The sequence below is a fragment of the Ruegeria sp. BG9 genome (genome assembly GCF_056538305.1).
Window position 1 is genome coordinate 328,333 of record NZ_JBQFSY010000001.1, and the last position, 15,543, is coordinate 343,875.

Sequence of the window (15,543 nt, forward strand, 5' to 3'; positions counted from 1 at the left end):
CCTTGAGCCCTTGGCGGATTCATGCCACCCAATGCGGCAATGTTCAAGGAGGACGCGCCATGAAACCGACCATCGCCCCTTACCCTCAGACCCGTTTTCGCCGGGCGCGTCAGTCCGATGCGATCCGCGGGCTTGTTCGCGAGCATACGCTGACCACCGATGATCTGATCTGGCCGGTTTTCGTGCGTGATGGAGAAGGCATTGAAGAGCCGGTGCCCTCGATGCCCGGCGTGATGCGGCGGTCGGTCGACCTAATTGCCAAGGCAGCGGTCGAGGCGCAAGCCCTTGGAATCCCCGCGATCTGTATCTTTCCCTACACCGATTCTTCACTCAAGACCGAGGATTGCGCCGAGGCCTGGAACCCTGGCAACCTCTCGAACCGCGCGATCCGCGCAATCAAGGCGGCGGCGCCGGATCTCGCGATCATGACCGATGTGGCGCTCGATCCGTACAATATCAACGGCCATGATGGCTATGTGGTGGATGGCGAGATCGTGAATGACCAGACCGTTGAGGCGCTGGTCAAGATGACACTCGCTCAAGCCGAGGCCGGGGCCGATATCATTGGTCCGTCTGATATGATGGACGGCCGGATCGGCGCGATGCGCTCGGCGCTTGAGGCGGCGGGTCATCACAACGTGATGATCCTCAGCTATGCCGCGAAATATGCCAGCGCCTTTTACGGCCCGTTCCGCGATGCGGTTGGTGCCTCTGGCGCCCTGACCGGCGACAAGAAAACCTATCAGATGGACCCCGGAAATTCGAACGAGGCCCTGCGCTTGATCGAGCGCGACCTGACCGAAGGAGCCGATATGGTGATGATCAAGCCGGGCATGCCCTATCTGGATATCTGCCGCCGCGTGAAAGACACGTTTGGTGCGCCCACCTACGCCTATCAGGTCTCGGGCGAATACGCGATGATCCAGGCGGCGGCGCAGAACGGGTGGGTCGATGGCGACAAGGTGATGTTGGAGAGTCTACTGGCGTTCAAACGCGCAGGTTGCGACGGAATCCTGACCTATTTCGCGCCGCAGGTCGCACGGGTTCTTCAAGGCTAAAACCCCGACACCTCGCGATTTTTCGCCGATTGTTTCGCGGGCCGTGGCAGCTTTGTCGTGACATGCAGGGCCAATCGGCGTATTCTTGCACATAAGATCGGGAACACCCGACATATCAGGCACAGTTACAGAGATAAAAACCATGAGCAGTTCCACCCTTCCCCGACTGAACCGTCGCGGCTTTGCCTTGGGCATGGCAGGTCTGACCCTGACCGCAGCCTGCGGCAACGGCGTCGGCAACTCGAACGCAGCCACCCTCGACGCCCGCGTCGACGCGACATTGACCGAGATGTTTGCCCGCTACCCCAACACAGTCGAGATCGCAGAAAAAGCCAATGGCATGCTCGTCATGCCCCTGATCACAGAGGCCGGGTTCGTATTCGGCGGCGGCTATGGTCAGGGCGCACTGCGCATCAACGGAGCCACGGTTGACTACTACTCGGCCGTCAAAGGCACTGCGGGTCTGCAGATCGGCGCGCAGCAATACGCACATGTCCTGTTCTTCATGACCGAGGACGCGCTGAACGACTTCCGCCGCTCTAGCGGTTGGACCGCCGGTGCCGATATTGGCTATGTGGTCAGTGATCAGGGTGACCAGTTGTCGACCGATACGACCACCCTGCTCAGCCCGGTCTTGGCAGCCATCTTCGGCCAGGCGGGCCTGCAGATCGGCGCAACCGTCGAAGGCATCAAATACACCCGCATCATCCCTTGATTTTGCACTACCACGCCCCTCACTGAAGGACCTCGCCCCTTCTTGGGGCGAGGTCTTTTTCATTGCCACGTCAAGGCAGGTTTCCGCAGTGTTCCTCTTTCGGTCGGGGCGGCCTTGAAGTAACCTCTCGCCACGTGAAGAACGAATACAAGTGGGACGTCCATGGCTCTTGTCTTTCGCTGGTTGATACGCATCACCACGGGTCTTGTCCTGCTGGTTCTTGCCGCCATCGGACTGGTCTATTTTCTGGCCAGCCAGTCGCTGCCCGAATACGATCAAACCCTTGAGGTACAGGGAGTCACTGCCCCGGTTGAGGTCATTCGCGATACAGCGAATGTGCCCCATATCCTTGGCGAAACAGATCCGGATGTGTTCTTTGGCTTGGGCTACGCACATGCGCAGGATCGTTTGTGGCAGATGACCGTTATGCGCCGCACCGCCCAGGGCCGTCTGTCCGAAGTATTTGGCTCGCGCACCGTTGCCGTAGACAAGCTGCTGCGTCGGCTTGATCTCTACGGCTTGGCCCATCGCTCGGTCGAGGCGCAGGACGACTACACAAAAGCCGCGTTGCGCGCCTACTCCGCAGGCGTCAACGCCCGCCTCACACAGATCAACGAAGAAGCTTTGGGCCGCGGCGCGCCCGAGATGTTTCTGTTCAACGCCCCGGTCTCACCCTGGCAACCCGGTGACAGCCTCGCCGTGATCAAGCTTATGGGTTTACAGCTGTCAGGCCACCTGAAGGATGAGGTTCTGCGCGCCCGGACCTCGCTGATGTTGGACGATCCCGCGCGGCTGGTCGACATTCTGCCGGATGTGCCCGGAGCCGGCATCGCCGCCCTGCCCGAATATGCCCAGCTGTTTCCCGGCCTGCCGCGCTATGCCACTGGGACGCCGATGCCGGATACGCCGCTGTCGCCGTTCCCCAAACGTGGTTTAGCCGGAGCGTCAAACGCATGGGTTGCCGCGCCGTCCCGCTCCGCCAGTGGTGGAACCCTGTTGGCTAACGACCCGCATCTGGGTTTCACCGCGCCCGGCGTGTGGTATCTGGCCCATCTGGACCTTGCCAAGGGCGGAGTGATCGGCGCGACAATTCCCGGCATTCCCGCCGTGATGAGCGGCCGCAGCGACCGTTTGGGCTGGGGCCTAACCTCCTCCTATTTGGATGATCAGGACCTGCATATCGAGCAGCTCAACCCTGACAATCCCGAGGAATACCTGACCCCGGACGGGTTCAAGGAATTCCAGAGTCGCCCTTCGATCATCGAAATCAAGGACGAAGCCCCCATCACCCTGACCCTGCGCTGGACGGAAAATGGCCCTGTTCTGCCCGGCAGCCACTATGATCTGGATACGATCACGCCACCGGGGCATGTCGCGTCATTGTCCTGGACCGCTCTCAGCCCGAATGACACGTCCATGAGCGCTTCTATGGCCCTGATGAACGCCAATACCGTACGCGAAGCCATTGACGTCGCAGAGAAATTCATCGCTCCGTCGCAGAACCTGTCCCTGGTCGACACCGAAACGATTGGCCTGAAACTGATCGGAGCAATCCCTCAGCGCGACCGCCTGAACCAAAGCAAAGGGCGCATTCCAACGCCCGGCTGGATTGCGGAAAACCGGTGGCAAGGCCGCATGCCCTACGCCACCAACCCCGAGTTCACCTCACCCGCCGGTGGTCTGCTGGGCAACACCAACAATAAGATTATCGACCGTCCTTTTCCCAACCACGTCTCGTTCGAATGGGGCGACACACAGCGCGTTCACCGCTGGGAACGGCTGATGCAATCGCGCGAGGTCCATACCCGCGACAGCTTTATCGAGGCGCAACTGGACACGGTCAGTTTCACCGCGCGCTCGCTGCTGCCGCTGATCGGAGCTGATTTGTGGTTCACCGGTGCCTCGGCCCCCGAAGGCACGCCCGAGCGCCAGCGCCAGATCGCCCTGTCCCTGCTGGCCGACTGGAATGGCGAGATGAACGAACATCTGCCCGAGCCATTGATCTATGCTGCGTGGCTACGCGCCTTGCAGATCCGCCTGATCGGGGATGAACTCGGCCCGTTGGCCAGTGAGTTCAAACATGTCGAACCTCTGTTCATCGAACGGGTTTACCGCGACATTGATGGCGCGTCGGTCTGGTGTGACGTGCGCCAAAGCGCCCCGGTCGAGACCTGCTCGGACATGGCAGAGCTGGCGTTGGACGACGCCCTGATCTGGATCGCCGAGACCTACGGCACCACTCTGGAATCCCTGCGCTGGGGCGATGCCCATCAGGCCACCCATGATCATCCTGTCCTCGGGAATGTTCCGGTCCTGCGCTATTTCGTCAACATTCGCCAATCGACCAGCGGAGGCGACAACACCCTGCTGCGCGGACGGACCTCGGGTGAAGGACCTGACCCATTCCTGAACGTGCATGGTGCTGGCTATCGCGGAGTCTACGATTTCGCCGATCCCGACAGTTCGGTCTTTATCACCGCAACCGGCCAGTCCGGGCATTTCCTGTCACGTTACTATGACGATCAGGCACAGCTGTGGCGGCGCGGAGAATATATCCCGATGTCCCTCGACATTGATCTGGCCCGAGCCGCCGCGGTGGGTGTCACCACCCTCGCCCCGCAATAATCCGCCCATTCGGCGACTCCTCGCCCCTGCTTCTTCTGGGTGCCATGACATGATGTACGGTTTCGTCCTACCATAATGGGGCGAAACCGCATCTAATGGGGGGATCATGGCCAGCATACGGGATACTCTGAACACGCTTGCGCGCGACTATGCCATCGCTTGGAGTTCGGGCGACCCAGACTCGGTCGCAAGCTTTTATGCACCTGACGGGCAGATTATCATCAACCGAGGCGACCCTCTCAAAGGCCGGGACGCCATCGCCGAAATGGCCCGAGGGTTCTATGCCGAGTTCCCCGACCTCGAGGTCCGTTGCGACATGCTCCGATGGGCCGGGTCACATGCGATCTTTGTCTGGACCCTCGAAGGGCACCATGCGGAAACCGGCAATCACGTGGTCACGCGAGGTTGGGAAGAATGGGAGTTGACCGAAGACCACAAAGTACAGTCCTCATTGGGGTGGTTTGACGCCGAGGACTATCAAAGACAAATCGACGGCAAATAGCCTTCAAAGCCCCGCAAACTGCGCCGCCTGTTTGTCGGTCCAAAGTACCGTGATCTCAAACCCGTCTTCCGTCTGTTCCTCGGATCGAACGACATCCTGCCGGAACAGCCACGCGCGCTTGTTCCCTTCGGCAAAGCTCAGCGAGAGAGTGGTTTCGCGCCGGACCCCCTGCAGTTTTGTCGCGATATCAGCCAGCAGAGGCGCGATCCCATCCCCGGTCACGGCCGAGATTGCAAAGATCGACGGATCGCGGTCAGCGCGTGCCAAAACCGCCTCGCGCTCATCGGCGTCCAGCAGATCGGTCTTGTTCCAAACCTCGAGCATGGGTCGCTCATCATCCACACCCAGTGAGGTGAGAATGGCCTGAACGTCATCGGCCTGTGCTTGTGACTCGTCATGGCTGATGTCGCGCACATGCACGATCAAGTCCGCGCCCAGAACTTCCTCAAGCGTTGCCCGGAATGCCGCGATAAGTTCGGTCGGCAGGTTCGAGATGAAACCCACCGTGTCTGAAAGGATCACCTCGGGACCGTCTGGGAGAACTACGCGGCGCATGGTCGGGTCTAGCGTGGCGAACAGCATGTCCTTGGCCATCACCTCAGCCCCGGTCAAACGGTTGAACAGGGTTGATTTGCCCGCGTTGGTATAGCCCACCAGGGCAACAATCGGATACGGCACCTTGGCCCGTGCAGCCCGATGCAGCGTGCGGGTCTTGACCACCTTTTGCAGCTGCCTACGCAAACGCACCAGTTGCTCGTCGATGGCGCGGCGGTCAGCCTCGATTTGAGTTTCACCAGGGCCGCCAACAAAGCCCAAACCGCCCCGCTGGCGTTCCAAGTGGGTCCAGGCCCGGACAAGCCGCGTGCGCTGATAGCTGAGCGCGGCCATCTCGACCTGCAACACACCTTCGCGGGTACGCGCGCGGTCGCTGAAAATTTCAAGGATCAAACCCGTCCGGTCGAGAATCTTGACCTTCCACGCTTTCTCTAGATTGCGTTGCTGAACCGGCGTCACGGGGCCGTCAATCAGAACCAGTTCGACCTCGCTATCGTGCAACCGTTCGGCCAGTTCGTCGATCTTGCCGCTGCCGAAAAGAATACCCGGCTGGGCGCGCGGCAGGCGCACGATCTCGGACCCAATCACATCCAGATCGGGCAACGCGGCTGCCAGTGCAACCGCTTCTTCCAGCGCGGGTCTGGGGACGCGGCGCTGTTCATCTGATTTGATTTCAGGATGCAGCACCCAAGCCCGGGTGCGCTTCCTTTCATGTTCCATCAAGAGGCGTCTTCGCCCTCATACAGGTTGATCGGCTGCGATGGCATGATGGTTGAAATCGCGTGTTTGTAGACCAACTGCGACTGTCCGTCGCGGCGCAACAATACGCAGAAATTGTCGAACCAAGTGATCACACCCTGCAATTTCACGCCATTGATCAGGAAAATCGTGACCGGGACTTTTGCTTTCCGTACATTGTTCAGGAACGCGTCCTGCAGATTCTGTCTGTCCGAAGCCATATTTTATTAACTCGCCATTGTTCTTGCTACGCGCTGCGGACCAACGCGCTCCCTCTGGCGGAGTATGGAGTGACGCGCTCAGATATTCCAGACGAAAAATCAGGCAGTAACGCCGGGCACGCGCAGTGGTTCAATCCCGCCACAGGGTCGGCGTGATCAGCGCGATGATCGCCAGTGTCTCAAGCCGACCGATAACCATCGCCGCGCAGAGCGTCAATTTCGCCCCGCCCGACAGGTCAACCAGGCGGATCGGAACATCCGTCGCCAGCTCGATCAACGGCCCGGTTGTGCTGAGGGCGGCAACGCTCAGCACCATTGCCTGTTCGAATCCCGACCCCATCAGGGCCAGTAGCAGGTTAAACAGGGCGAGGGTCAGCGCGAACATCATAAGGAATATCCACGCGATGAATGCTCCGTCGCTTTGAATGCGGCGGTTACCGCCGCCGGTGCCGCTGACCGAGGACGGGTGGATCAGCCGGTCAATCTCACGCGCGCCATTGAGGTAGAGCGCAAAGACCCGCAGCAATTTGACCCCACCTGCCGTCGTCGCGACACCGCCACCCACCAGCGCCAGCCCCATCAGAACCAACCCTGGAGTCCCCAGACCTGAAAGCTGCTGGGCATCGTTCCAGTTCGCACTCTCGAACCCAGCTGTGGTCAGGAACGCAAGGCCCGTGAACAGCATACCCCAAATGACATGCAGGGCTTGCAAGGGCTGCAGTTGGCCGCCAATTTCGTTGACCCCTGCCCAAACGCGGAAGAACAGCAGCACCGCGACGGCCAGCACGATGAACAGCCCGATCCGGAACTCGGGGTCCTTGTCCAGCCGGGCAAAGCCGCTGGCGGCCGTGTCGGTTGAAAAAGTCAGGCGCGACAGGGCAAAAAGTAGGAAGAGAAACAGGATCATTTCACCAGTGATGCCTGCCTGCGCGCCCTCCAGCCCACCAACAGGAGAGATGCCCGAGGTCGCCATAACTGACATCGCATGGCAAATTGCTGTCAGGCCCTGCTCTCCGGCGATCAGCAGCAGGATGCAAACCACGGCGGTCAGGCCCGCATAGATCGGAGTCAGGGTGCGGGTAACGCGCAGCAGGCGGCCACGCGGATCGACCTGCTCGCTCTGTGCCACGCCCGAGACTGGCCGACCAGGCTGGCCCCGCGCCGTGACCTCGAACCCGCCCAAGGACAGCGGTGCCAAGATCGCGGCGGCGGCAATCCACATCAGCAAACCGCCCATCCAACCCACCAGCGCGCGCCACAGATGCAACGGCGCGGTGAGGCGACCAGGGTCGGGAAACAAGTCGGCGCCTGTCGTGGTCAGGGCGCTGACCATGTCGAAATAGGCGTTCAGAAAGGTGGTATTGCCAAGCGCGTCGTGGAACGGGATGGCTAGAAAGATCGGCAGAATGGTGAAACAGCCAAGCAGCACCGCCAACTGCCCCAGCGTTCCCCGCCGCGGCACCCGGTTCGAGGCCGCCAGCGCAATTGCGGATACCAGAAACAACCCAAGCAACCCGGAATAGAGGAAAGACCGCGAAGTATCGTGATCATCCAGCGCCAGCGCATAACCCGCCGGCACCCACATAGACAGCGCCGAAATCCCCCAGATCAGCAGAAACAGCGGCAAGCGCCGCAAGACCCCGATCCGAGCTGTGACCACACGCGCCATCAGAAGAAATCAATCGAAACCTGCAGCAGCCGTTCGACCTCGGGGACGTCCTTGGCCATAGCAAAGATCGACAGCACGTCCTTTTCGTCAATCCGCAGACTGCCCGTTGGGCGCAACAGTTCGTCGCCTTTGAGAACAGCGCCGACAAGAACACCCTCAGGGAAGTCGATATCGCGCAGTTTCTGCCCGGCCATGGGCGAAGTCGAAAGCACCTCTGCCTCAATCACTTCGGCTTCGGCGTCGCCGATGGAGTAAACCTGCCGCACCCGCCCATGCCGGATATGGCGCAGGATCGAGCTGACGGTGGTCGCTCTTGGGTTGATATAGGCGTCAATGCCCAGAGGCCCCATCAACGCGACCATACTGGGGTCATTGATCAGGGCAATCGCTAGCGCACAGCCTTCGGCCTTTGCGCGCACGGCGGCCAGCATGTTGGTGCGGTCATCATCTGTGACGGCCAGCATCGCATCAGCGCGGTCAATGCCCGCCTCGTTCAGCAACGCCGAGTCCAGTCCGTCGCCATGCAGGACAATGGTCCTCTCCAGCGCTTCAGCGGCTTTTTCGGCGCATTCCCGGTCTCGTTCAATTATCTTGGCCCGCACGCGGCTTTCGCGTTCTTCAAGTGTTCGCGCGACTTCGAGCCCGACATTGCCACCGCCGACGATCACAACACGGTCCTGCCTTTTTTGCGCTTTGCCGAACACCTCCATTGTTCGGTCGACATCCTTCACGCTGGTGAAGACATAACATTCATCGCCCACAAACAGCTGATCTTCGGATTCAGGTGCGAAAAGGCTGCCCTCGCGCCGGACCCCGACCACGATGGAGCTGAGGGTCGAGAACAAATCGGTCAATTGCCGCAGAGGCGTGTTCACGATCGGGCAATCCTCGTCGATCCGAATGCCCAACAGCTGGGCCTTGCCATTCATGAACATCTCGGTGTCAAAGGCGGACGGGGCTGACAGGCGACGCATGGCGGCGGCCGCGACCTCACGCTCGGGGCTGATCACCACATCAATCGGCAGGTGGTCGCGGCGATAGAGGTCTGAGTGGATCGCCTGAAGGTAGGATTGAGATCGCAAACGCGCGATCTTGCGCTGGATGGCGAAAACCGAATGGGCCATCTGGCAGGTGACCATATTCACCTCGTCCGAATGGGTTGCGGCGATGATCATGTCGGCATCGCGCGCCCCTGCCCGTTCCAGCACATCCGGATAGCTGGCAAAGCCCGCGATCCCCTGCACGTCCAGCGTTTCCGTCGCACGGCGCACAAGATCAGGGTTGTTGTCCACCACCGTGACGTCGTTCAGCTCGCCCGATAGATGCCGTGCGATCTGCCAGCCAACCTGACCCGCACCGCAAATGATGACCTTCATGTTTCTGGCCCTTCTGCCTGAAATCTTTGAATGACAGATGGCCCTGAGAGGGTCAATTGAATTGTCATACCCGACCTTTTCGGGCAGAATAAGCATATGAAAACACTCGTTCCCCTGCTTGTTCCAGTGATGCTGCTGACCGCCTGCGGCCCGCTTTCCATATACTATCGCGAAGGGGAAAGCGTCTCGAAGATGCAGGAACAAACCACTCAGTGTAAGGTTCAGGCGCTTGAACAGGCACCGGTTGCCAACCAGGTCCGTCAGGGGCCGCCGACCTATTGGCCAGGCCGCACCTATTGCGACGGGAGCGGACGGTGCTATCGCAGTGGCGGTTGGTGGGAGCCTGGGCGCATATACACGGTCGACGTCAACCAACCGCTGCGCAACACGGTTGAGGCACAGTGCATGGCGCAGAAAGGGTTTCGACCCGTCAGTCTGCCGCCCTGCAAATCCGGGGTGAAATCCCGCGTTCCGGCGACCCGTACAACGACCCTGCCTCCGCTGAATACGGAATCCTGCTTCGTCAAATTCGATGACGGGTCGTTTCAGATCATCACGCCCGGTCAGGCCGGCTGACGGAGCGCTCGTTTTCGCGCCAAGGCGACATGCGCAAGGATCGCAGCCGCGTAGATTCCGATCACTGTGATCAACATGCCGGCCTCACCCGTCCGCCCAAGGACAGCCAACAGAACAGGCGTGCCTAAAAGGTTCCCCGCATTGCCCATCTGTGCCATGGCCCCATAGCTGAGGGCCTGCGTCTCGGGCGTTTGGTTCAGGATCGGCACGGCAGCAAAGCTACCCCCTTGCACGAGGCCCAGCACCGCAAACAGAAATATACAAACAAGTTCGAGCGGCACGCCAAGAAACACCCCTGCGATAGCCATCATGCCAAGCGCAAACCCCAGGTTTACGACCGCAACGCAGGACGTGCGAGACAACAGGATCGGAACCGCAAGCCAGCTCAGAACAATGCCTGCCAAGGGCATAAAGCCTGCGACCGTAGCGGCCAGCCCATCGGGCAGCCGACCGGGCAGGATGGCCAGCAAAGAGACGAAGGTTAAGGTGTAGAAGAACCAGCCTATGGCCGGAGCCGATATAAAGGGCGACCGGTAAGTGCGCAGATGCACGTCAAGGAGTTCGCTCCAACGCCAAGGCGCAACATCCTGAGATGGTTGAACGTGCAGTCCACAAAGCAGGATCAGACCCGCGATGGCGATCATCAAGCCCCCGTGCAGAGCGAAGAAAAAGGGCAACCCGAAATGCTCAACGACCGGCAGGCCGATCCAGGCGTTCAGTGCAAAGGCCACGCCGAAGAATGTGCTCCACAACACCATCGAGATATTGCGCGCCTTGCCACTGGTGATCTGAGCGATCAGCGTGGGCGCAGCGACGACGATGGCGAGGTGCGAGACCCCCTCGACAAACCGGGTGGCCAGCATTGTGTTAAACCCGGGAAGGCTCGCCTGAAAGATCGACAGCGCGCCGCCCAGACACAACCCGCCAATGAGCAGTTTCAACGCCCCGACGCGCCCCACGACGGCACCGGACACCGCACCCAGAACCGCGCCCAGAAGACTGATGATCGACAACAGCCACCCCATACTCTCGGCATGATCGGGGTAAAGCAGCACAAGCTCGGGAAACGGCACGGCAATCTTGGCAAATTGCGTGGCCGCACCCAGACCGGCCAGCCAGAGGAGAAGAACCTGAAATGCTTGCATCATGGGGCGCTTTTACAGCGCCTACTCAGCCCACGGAACGCATAAATTATGCGCCTGCTTTCGTCCCGCTGACCAGACGAACCGGCGTGCCGTCAGACAGGTAGAGACGTTCCCAGAAGATTTGTCCGGCACTGATCCGAATACGGTCGTGAATGGCCTCGGAAGTCTGGAAAGCCTTGGGCGCGGGCGTGTGCATATCCCACCACCCTTCGGCTTCCAACTCGGCCTCGGCCTTCTGGATTTCTTCGGTCGCAAACTGCCAGAGCGACACGCCCAAAAGCGCGTTCTGGCTGGTTTTCCAGTCCCTTGCCCGACTGGCGGAATAGGCAAGGCATTTATGGCTCGCCTCTTCGACCAGATGAAGGCAATCGGAGGAATTCATCACCAAGCGCCGCAACGCACTGTCATCGGAACGCTTTGGACCAAGCACGGCAAAGACCGCTTGTTGCGTGTCCGGAGGCGGCGTTTGCCCGCCTCTCTCCCAACGTGAGATGGTGGCCTGATCCACCTCCAGCAGCTCGGCCAGATAGGCCTGTTTGTACCCGACGGACCGGCGCAACCGTTTCAGGCGTTTGCCGAAGCCCGGATAGCCCCGAATCTCAAGCCGCTTGCCCGTGGTTGGCGCGCCGATGCCCATCGTGACCTTCCCAGCAGATTACTCTGCCGGTTCCGGCTCATCAATTTGGGCAACGCGCGCGCCCGATTTGTTCGAGGTCACAACACCCAGCGATTTCAGCTTGCGGTGCAGCGCGCTGCGCTCCATCCCGACGAAGCTGGCGGTGCGGCTGATATTGCCGCCAAACCGGTTGATCTGGGTCAGCAGATACTCCCGCTCAAACGCCTCGCGCGCCTCGCGCAGGGGCAGAGTGGCCAGCGCACCGGACAGGACGACACGACCCGAATCCTCGGCCTTGTCCTCATCGCTCGGCAGCTCGCGCGCCTCAATCGGGCCTGTGCCATCGCCGAGGATCAGGACACGCTCGATCAGGTTCTTCAACTGACGGACGTTGCCCGGCCAGGTCATGGTCTGCAGCAGAGCAACCGCTTCCTCGGACAGTTCCCGAACCGGCAAGCCCTGCGTTTCATTGCACATTTCGATGAAATGCTGTGCCAGAACCGGAATATCCTCACGACGGTCCTCTAGCGAGGGGACGTCAATCGGGACAACGTTCAGGCGGTGATACAACTCTTCGCGGAAACGCTCGGCCACGATCTCATCATCGAGGTTTTTATTGGTCGAGGAAATCACGCGCAGATCAACCCGCACCTTGTCCGAGCCGCCAACGCGTTGGAATTGCTGATCGACCAAAACCCGCAAGATCTTGGACTGGGTGCCCAAGGGCATATCGGCCACTTCGTCGAAATAGATCACGCCGCCGTGCGCTTCTTCCAGCAGGCCCGGCTCCACACCGCGTTCGCTGCTTTCGCGCCCGAACAAAACCTCTTCGACCCGCTCTGGCTCGATCCCGGCGCAATTGACCGTCACGAAGGGCGCATTGGCCCGGTTGGAATGCGCGTGGATATAGCGCGCTGCGATTTCCTTGCCCGACCCGGCCGGACCGCTCAGCATTACGCGACCGTTCGACTTGGTGACCTTGTCCAACTGGCCCTGCATCGCCCGGAACGATGCTGATTTGCCGATCATGTCCGAACAGCTGACCTCTTTGCGTTTCAGCGATGCATTCTCGCGACGCAAGCGCGAGGTCTCCATCGCGCGGCGGATCACGACCATCAACTGGTCGATGTTGAAAGGCTTTTCGATAAAGTCGTACGCGCCCTGTTTGATGGCGGCGACGGCGATCTCGATATTGCCGTGACCCGAAATGATCACCACCGGCACATCCGGATTGTCGCGCTTTACCGCCTTCAGAATATCAATCCCGTCCATACGGCTGTCTTTCAGCCAGATATCCAGGATCAACAGCCCTGGCGGCTCAGAATTAATCGACGACATGCACTCGTCCGAGTTCGCCGCCAGCCGGGTTGAATAGCCTTCGTCCTCCAGAATGTCGGACACCAGTTCGCGAATATCGCGTTCGTCATCTACGATCAGAATGTCGCTCATCTTTGGCCTGCTTTCATTATGTTGGTTTTAATCGCCTGCTTCTGTGGCGCTGAATTGGGTGGGAGGTTCGCCCCCGGTAAACGGATCACAGCCATCGCGCCGAAATGGTCCTGTCCGTCAAAGGTGGGCGCGTCTTCTAGCGTCAGCGCTCCGCCGTGTTCTTCGATGATCTTCTTGACGATGGGCAGGCCCAGCCCGGTCCCTTCGTCGCGTGTGGTTACATAGGGCTCAAACAACCGCGCACGGTCTTCCGGCAGCCCGATCCCGTTGTCCGCAATGGTGATGATCGTCCCAGCATCGTCGCTGGAAACCGCCACCTTGATCTGCGGCTTCAGGTTTTCAGGAGCGCCCTTTTCCTTCAAGGTTTCAATGGCTTCCCCGGCATTCTTGATTAGGTTGGTAAACGCCTGATTCAGCATGGTCGCGTCCACATCCACAGGGATCGGTTGGTCTGGAAGATCCGCATCAATCTGCACCTCGGGCTGACCAGCCTGTTGCAGCAGCACCGCCTCGCGCACCAGCGCAACAACATCTTCTTCGCTCCGTTCAGGCTCGGGCATGCGCGCGAACTTCGAGAACTCATCCACGATCCGGCGCAAGTCATTGGTCTGACGCACAATCACGTCGGTCATGGAGACAAGGATATCGCAATCCTCTTCATCCAGCTTGCGCGAGAATTTCCGCTTGATCCGCTCCGCACTCAGCTGAATCGGGGTCAGAGGGTTCTTGATCTCATGTGCAATCCGCCGAGCCACATCGCCCCACGCGGCCATACGCTGCGCGCTGACCAGATCTGTGACGTCATCAAAGGCCACAACATAGCCCTCAAGCCCGCCATCTTCGCCCCGCCGCGTGGCCATCCGCACCAGCAGGTTTTCCAACTGGCCTTTGCGGGTGACCTTGATCTCACCTTGCACCGCCTCTTGCCCGCTGCTTTTCAGGCTTTCGAACAGAGGCAGGAATTCGGGCACGGCGATGCCAATGGCCAGATGCTCCTCGCCCCGGGACCAATCCAGCAGCCGCTCGGCAGAGCGGTTGACGAAGGTCACGCACCCTTCCGGGTCCACGCCCACAACGCCCGAGGTCACCGAACTCAGCACCGAGTCGAACAGGCGTCGGCGGCTTTCGATTTGGCGAGTGTTTTCGAGCAGCGTGTCCCGCTGGCCTTTCAGCTGCCGTGTCATCTGGTTGAAGTACCGACCCAACATGGCAATTTCGTCATCGCTGGCCTCTTCGATCACCTGCACGCTGAGATCGCCCGCACCGACCCTTTGAGCAGCTGTGGTCAGGCGCCCAACGGGCCGCGAGAGGCGTTCCGCGAACCACATCCCCAGCGACATCGCGGCAAGGATCAGGATTAGAGCAAAGCCGAGATAAAGAAGACCGAACTCGAACAGCACCCGCCCGCGTTCACTTTCAAGCTGCTGATAGAATTGCGCGGTTTCCTTAGTGTCATCCAGCAGCGTCAGCAACTGGCCGTCGACCTCACGACTGACATAGAGGTAGCGGTCCAGATACGCCTGCAAGGGCACCAGCGCGCGGAATTCGTTGTTCTGCCAATCCGCGATGATCAGAAGGCCACTTTCGGTGGCTGTGGCCATCTGCTCGGGGGTCGGCGCTTCGTAGTTAAACAGGTAAGAGCGATCGCCACGCGACCGGATCTCACCGTCGCCGTCAATCACATAGGCTTCACGCAGGCCACGCTGGATCTGAGCCTGCCCCTGCGCTAGAACCTCGCGCAATTCCGCATCCGAAATGTAGAAATCGCGGGCGCGCGCATTGTCGAGGAAAAGCGCCAGAACGGCGGCGTCTTGTGTCAGGCCCTGCCGATGCTCAAGCTCATAAGCCTCGGCTGCCGTCAGCGACGACCCCACAACCTGCCGAACCCGGTCCGAGAACCAGCCTTCAAGGCCGATATTCACCGTCAGCCCGGCGAAGATCGCGACCGTCACCGTCGGCACCAGCGCCAGCAGTGTAAACGCGCCAATCAAACGCAAATGCAGGCGCGACCCCGCCGATTTGGCCCGCCGCGCCGCGATCAGACTGCCCAATTGCCCCAGCACGAGGGCCGCAACGACCAGCACGTAAACGAGGTCGGCCAGCAGAATCAGGCGCAACGTCGGGGCAGTTGCGCCCAGATCGAAAGGACCAATGACAAGATATGTCGCAAGCGCCAAGACCGGCCCCAGAAGAACCAGCCCGAAGGTGCTGTAATTGCGCAGTTTCCGGGATCTGCGCCACCGGTTAACCGATGGGAGAATCCCGCTCTGTGCCCGGGTTGCCACCGTCTGCCCTCAT

13 protein-coding genes are annotated in these 15,543 nt (G+C 60.3%); 5 read left to right on the forward strand and 8 right to left on the reverse strand.

All coding sequences use genetic code 11. The annotated features are described in order from the left end of the window. Positions 1–59: 59 nt before the first annotated feature. The 4 genes from hemB to ACR0I8_RS01655 all read left to right on the forward strand — a co-directional run bounded on the left by hemB (position 60) and on the right by ACR0I8_RS01655 (position 4,900). A complete protein-coding gene (gene hemB / locus ACR0I8_RS01640; protein ID WP_170688753.1) occupies positions 60–1,058 on the forward strand; it encodes a porphobilinogen synthase in 999 nt (332 codons plus the stop codon). 142 nt (positions 1,059–1,200) lie between these two features. Then, positions 1,201–1,773 (forward strand): lipid-binding SYLF domain-containing protein, encoded by a 573-nt coding sequence (locus ACR0I8_RS01645; protein ID WP_170373852.1) that lies wholly within the window; start codon positions 1,201–1,203, stop codon positions 1,771–1,773. Between the two features lie 162 nt (positions 1,774–1,935). Continuing rightward, positions 1,936–4,398, forward strand: a complete 2,463-nt coding sequence (locus ACR0I8_RS01650; protein WP_170688754.1) for a penicillin acylase family protein — start codon at positions 1,936–1,938, stop codon at positions 4,396–4,398. Positions 4,399–4,504: 106 nt separating this feature from the next. Further along, positions 4,505–4,900 carry an SgcJ/EcaC family oxidoreductase gene (locus tag ACR0I8_RS01655; RefSeq protein ID WP_170688755.1) on the forward strand — a complete coding sequence of 132 codons (396 nt, stop codon included), beginning with the start codon at positions 4,505–4,507 and terminating at the stop codon, positions 4,898–4,900. A 3-nt stretch (positions 4,901–4,903) separates the two neighbouring features. Here the strand turns inward: ACR0I8_RS01655 and hflX are convergent, their stop codons facing one another. The 4 genes from hflX to trkA form a co-directional block, all read right to left on the reverse strand. Beyond that, positions 4,904–6,175, reverse strand: coding sequence for a GTPase HflX (gene hflX, locus ACR0I8_RS01660; protein ID WP_170688756.1), 1,272 nt, complete (start codon positions 6,173–6,175; stop codon positions 4,904–4,906). Further along, entirely contained in the window at positions 6,175–6,414 is a 240-nt protein-coding gene (gene hfq, locus ACR0I8_RS01665) for an RNA chaperone Hfq (RefSeq protein WP_005982826.1), read from the reverse strand. Before hfq ends, hflX begins: the two co-directional genes overlap by 1 nt. Positions 6,415–6,544: 130 nt before the next feature. Next, positions 6,545–8,083: a TrkH family potassium uptake protein gene (locus ACR0I8_RS01670; protein WP_170688757.1), complete on the reverse strand. Its 1,539-nt coding sequence runs from the start codon at positions 8,081–8,083 to the stop codon at positions 6,545–6,547. Beyond that, positions 8,083–9,459 (reverse strand): Trk system potassium transporter TrkA, encoded by a 1,377-nt coding sequence (gene trkA, locus ACR0I8_RS01675; RefSeq protein WP_170466662.1) that lies wholly within the window; start codon positions 9,457–9,459, stop codon positions 8,083–8,085. The genes ACR0I8_RS01670 and trkA overlap by 1 nt, the downstream gene beginning before the upstream one ends. A gap of 96 nt (positions 9,460–9,555) precedes the next feature. Here trkA and ACR0I8_RS01680 point away from each other — a divergent pair, with 96 nt between their 5' ends. Beyond that, positions 9,556–10,035 carry a hypothetical protein gene (locus tag ACR0I8_RS01680; RefSeq protein WP_170641851.1) on the forward strand — a complete coding sequence of 160 codons (480 nt, stop codon included), beginning with the start codon at positions 9,556–9,558 and terminating at the stop codon, positions 10,033–10,035. Here the strand turns inward: ACR0I8_RS01680 and ACR0I8_RS01685 are convergent. From ACR0I8_RS01685 to ACR0I8_RS01700, 4 genes are read right to left on the reverse strand one after another with little or no spacing between them, the layout of a single operon-like run. Then, a complete protein-coding gene (locus ACR0I8_RS01685) occupies positions 10,023–11,183 on the reverse strand; it encodes an MFS transporter (RefSeq protein WP_170688758.1) in 1,161 nt (386 codons plus the stop codon). The two genes, ACR0I8_RS01680 and ACR0I8_RS01685, sit on opposite strands and share 13 nt — an antisense overlap. Positions 11,184–11,226: 43 nt before the next feature. Beyond that, positions 11,227–11,817 carry a helix-turn-helix domain-containing protein gene (locus ACR0I8_RS01690; protein ID WP_170688759.1) on the reverse strand — a complete coding sequence of 197 codons (591 nt, stop codon included), beginning with the start codon at positions 11,815–11,817 and terminating at the stop codon, positions 11,227–11,229. A gap of 18 nt (positions 11,818–11,835) precedes the next feature. Then, positions 11,836–13,245 carry a nitrogen assimilation response regulator NtrX gene (gene ntrX, locus ACR0I8_RS01695; protein ID WP_170373861.1) on the reverse strand — a complete coding sequence of 470 codons (1,410 nt, stop codon included), beginning with the start codon at positions 13,243–13,245 and terminating at the stop codon, positions 11,836–11,838. Next, the gene (locus ACR0I8_RS01700; protein ID WP_170688760.1) at positions 13,242–15,530 is read right to left on the reverse strand and encodes a sensor histidine kinase; all 2,289 of its coding nucleotides are present in this window, start codon (positions 15,528–15,530) and stop codon (positions 13,242–13,244) included. The genes ntrX and ACR0I8_RS01700 overlap by 4 nt, the downstream gene beginning before the upstream one ends. Positions 15,531–15,543: the final 13 nt, after the last annotated feature.

Excerpts from the sequence above, each read along its gene's own strand:
- trkA (WP_170466662.1), bottom strand. The coding sequence starts at position 9,459 with ATGAAGGTCATCATTTGCGGTGCGGGTCAGGTTGGCTGGCAGATCGCA.
- hemB (WP_170688753.1), top strand. The coding sequence starts at position 60 with ATGAAACCGACCATCGCCCCTTACCCTCAGACCCGTTTTCGCCGGGCG.
- ACR0I8_RS01645 (WP_170373852.1), top strand. The coding sequence starts at position 1,201 with ATGAGCAGTTCCACCCTTCCCCGACTGAACCGTCGCGGCTTTGCCTTG.
- hfq (WP_005982826.1), bottom strand. The coding sequence starts at position 6,414 with ATGGCTTCGGACAGACAGAATCTGCAGGACGCGTTCCTGAACAATGTA.
- ACR0I8_RS01690 (WP_170688759.1), bottom strand. The coding sequence starts at position 11,817 with ATGGGCATCGGCGCGCCAACCACGGGCAAGCGGCTTGAGATTCGGGGC.
- ACR0I8_RS01655 (WP_170688755.1), top strand. The coding sequence starts at position 4,505 with ATGGCCAGCATACGGGATACTCTGAACACGCTTGCGCGCGACTATGCC.
- ACR0I8_RS01685 (WP_170688758.1), bottom strand. The coding sequence starts at position 11,183 with ATGATGCAAGCATTTCAGGTTCTTCTCCTCTGGCTGGCCGGTCTGGGT.
- ACR0I8_RS01650 (WP_170688754.1), top strand. The coding sequence starts at position 1,936 with ATGGCTCTTGTCTTTCGCTGGTTGATACGCATCACCACGGGTCTTGTC.
- ntrX (WP_170373861.1), bottom strand. The coding sequence starts at position 13,245 with ATGAGCGACATTCTGATCGTAGATGACGAACGCGATATTCGCGAACTG.
- hflX (WP_170688756.1), bottom strand. The coding sequence starts at position 6,175 with ATGGAACATGAAAGGAAGCGCACCCGGGCTTGGGTGCTGCATCCTGAA.
- ACR0I8_RS01680 (WP_170641851.1), top strand. The coding sequence starts at position 9,556 with ATGAAAACACTCGTTCCCCTGCTTGTTCCAGTGATGCTGCTGACCGCC.
- ACR0I8_RS01670 (WP_170688757.1), bottom strand. The coding sequence starts at position 8,083 with ATGGCGCGTGTGGTCACAGCTCGGATCGGGGTCTTGCGGCGCTTGCCG.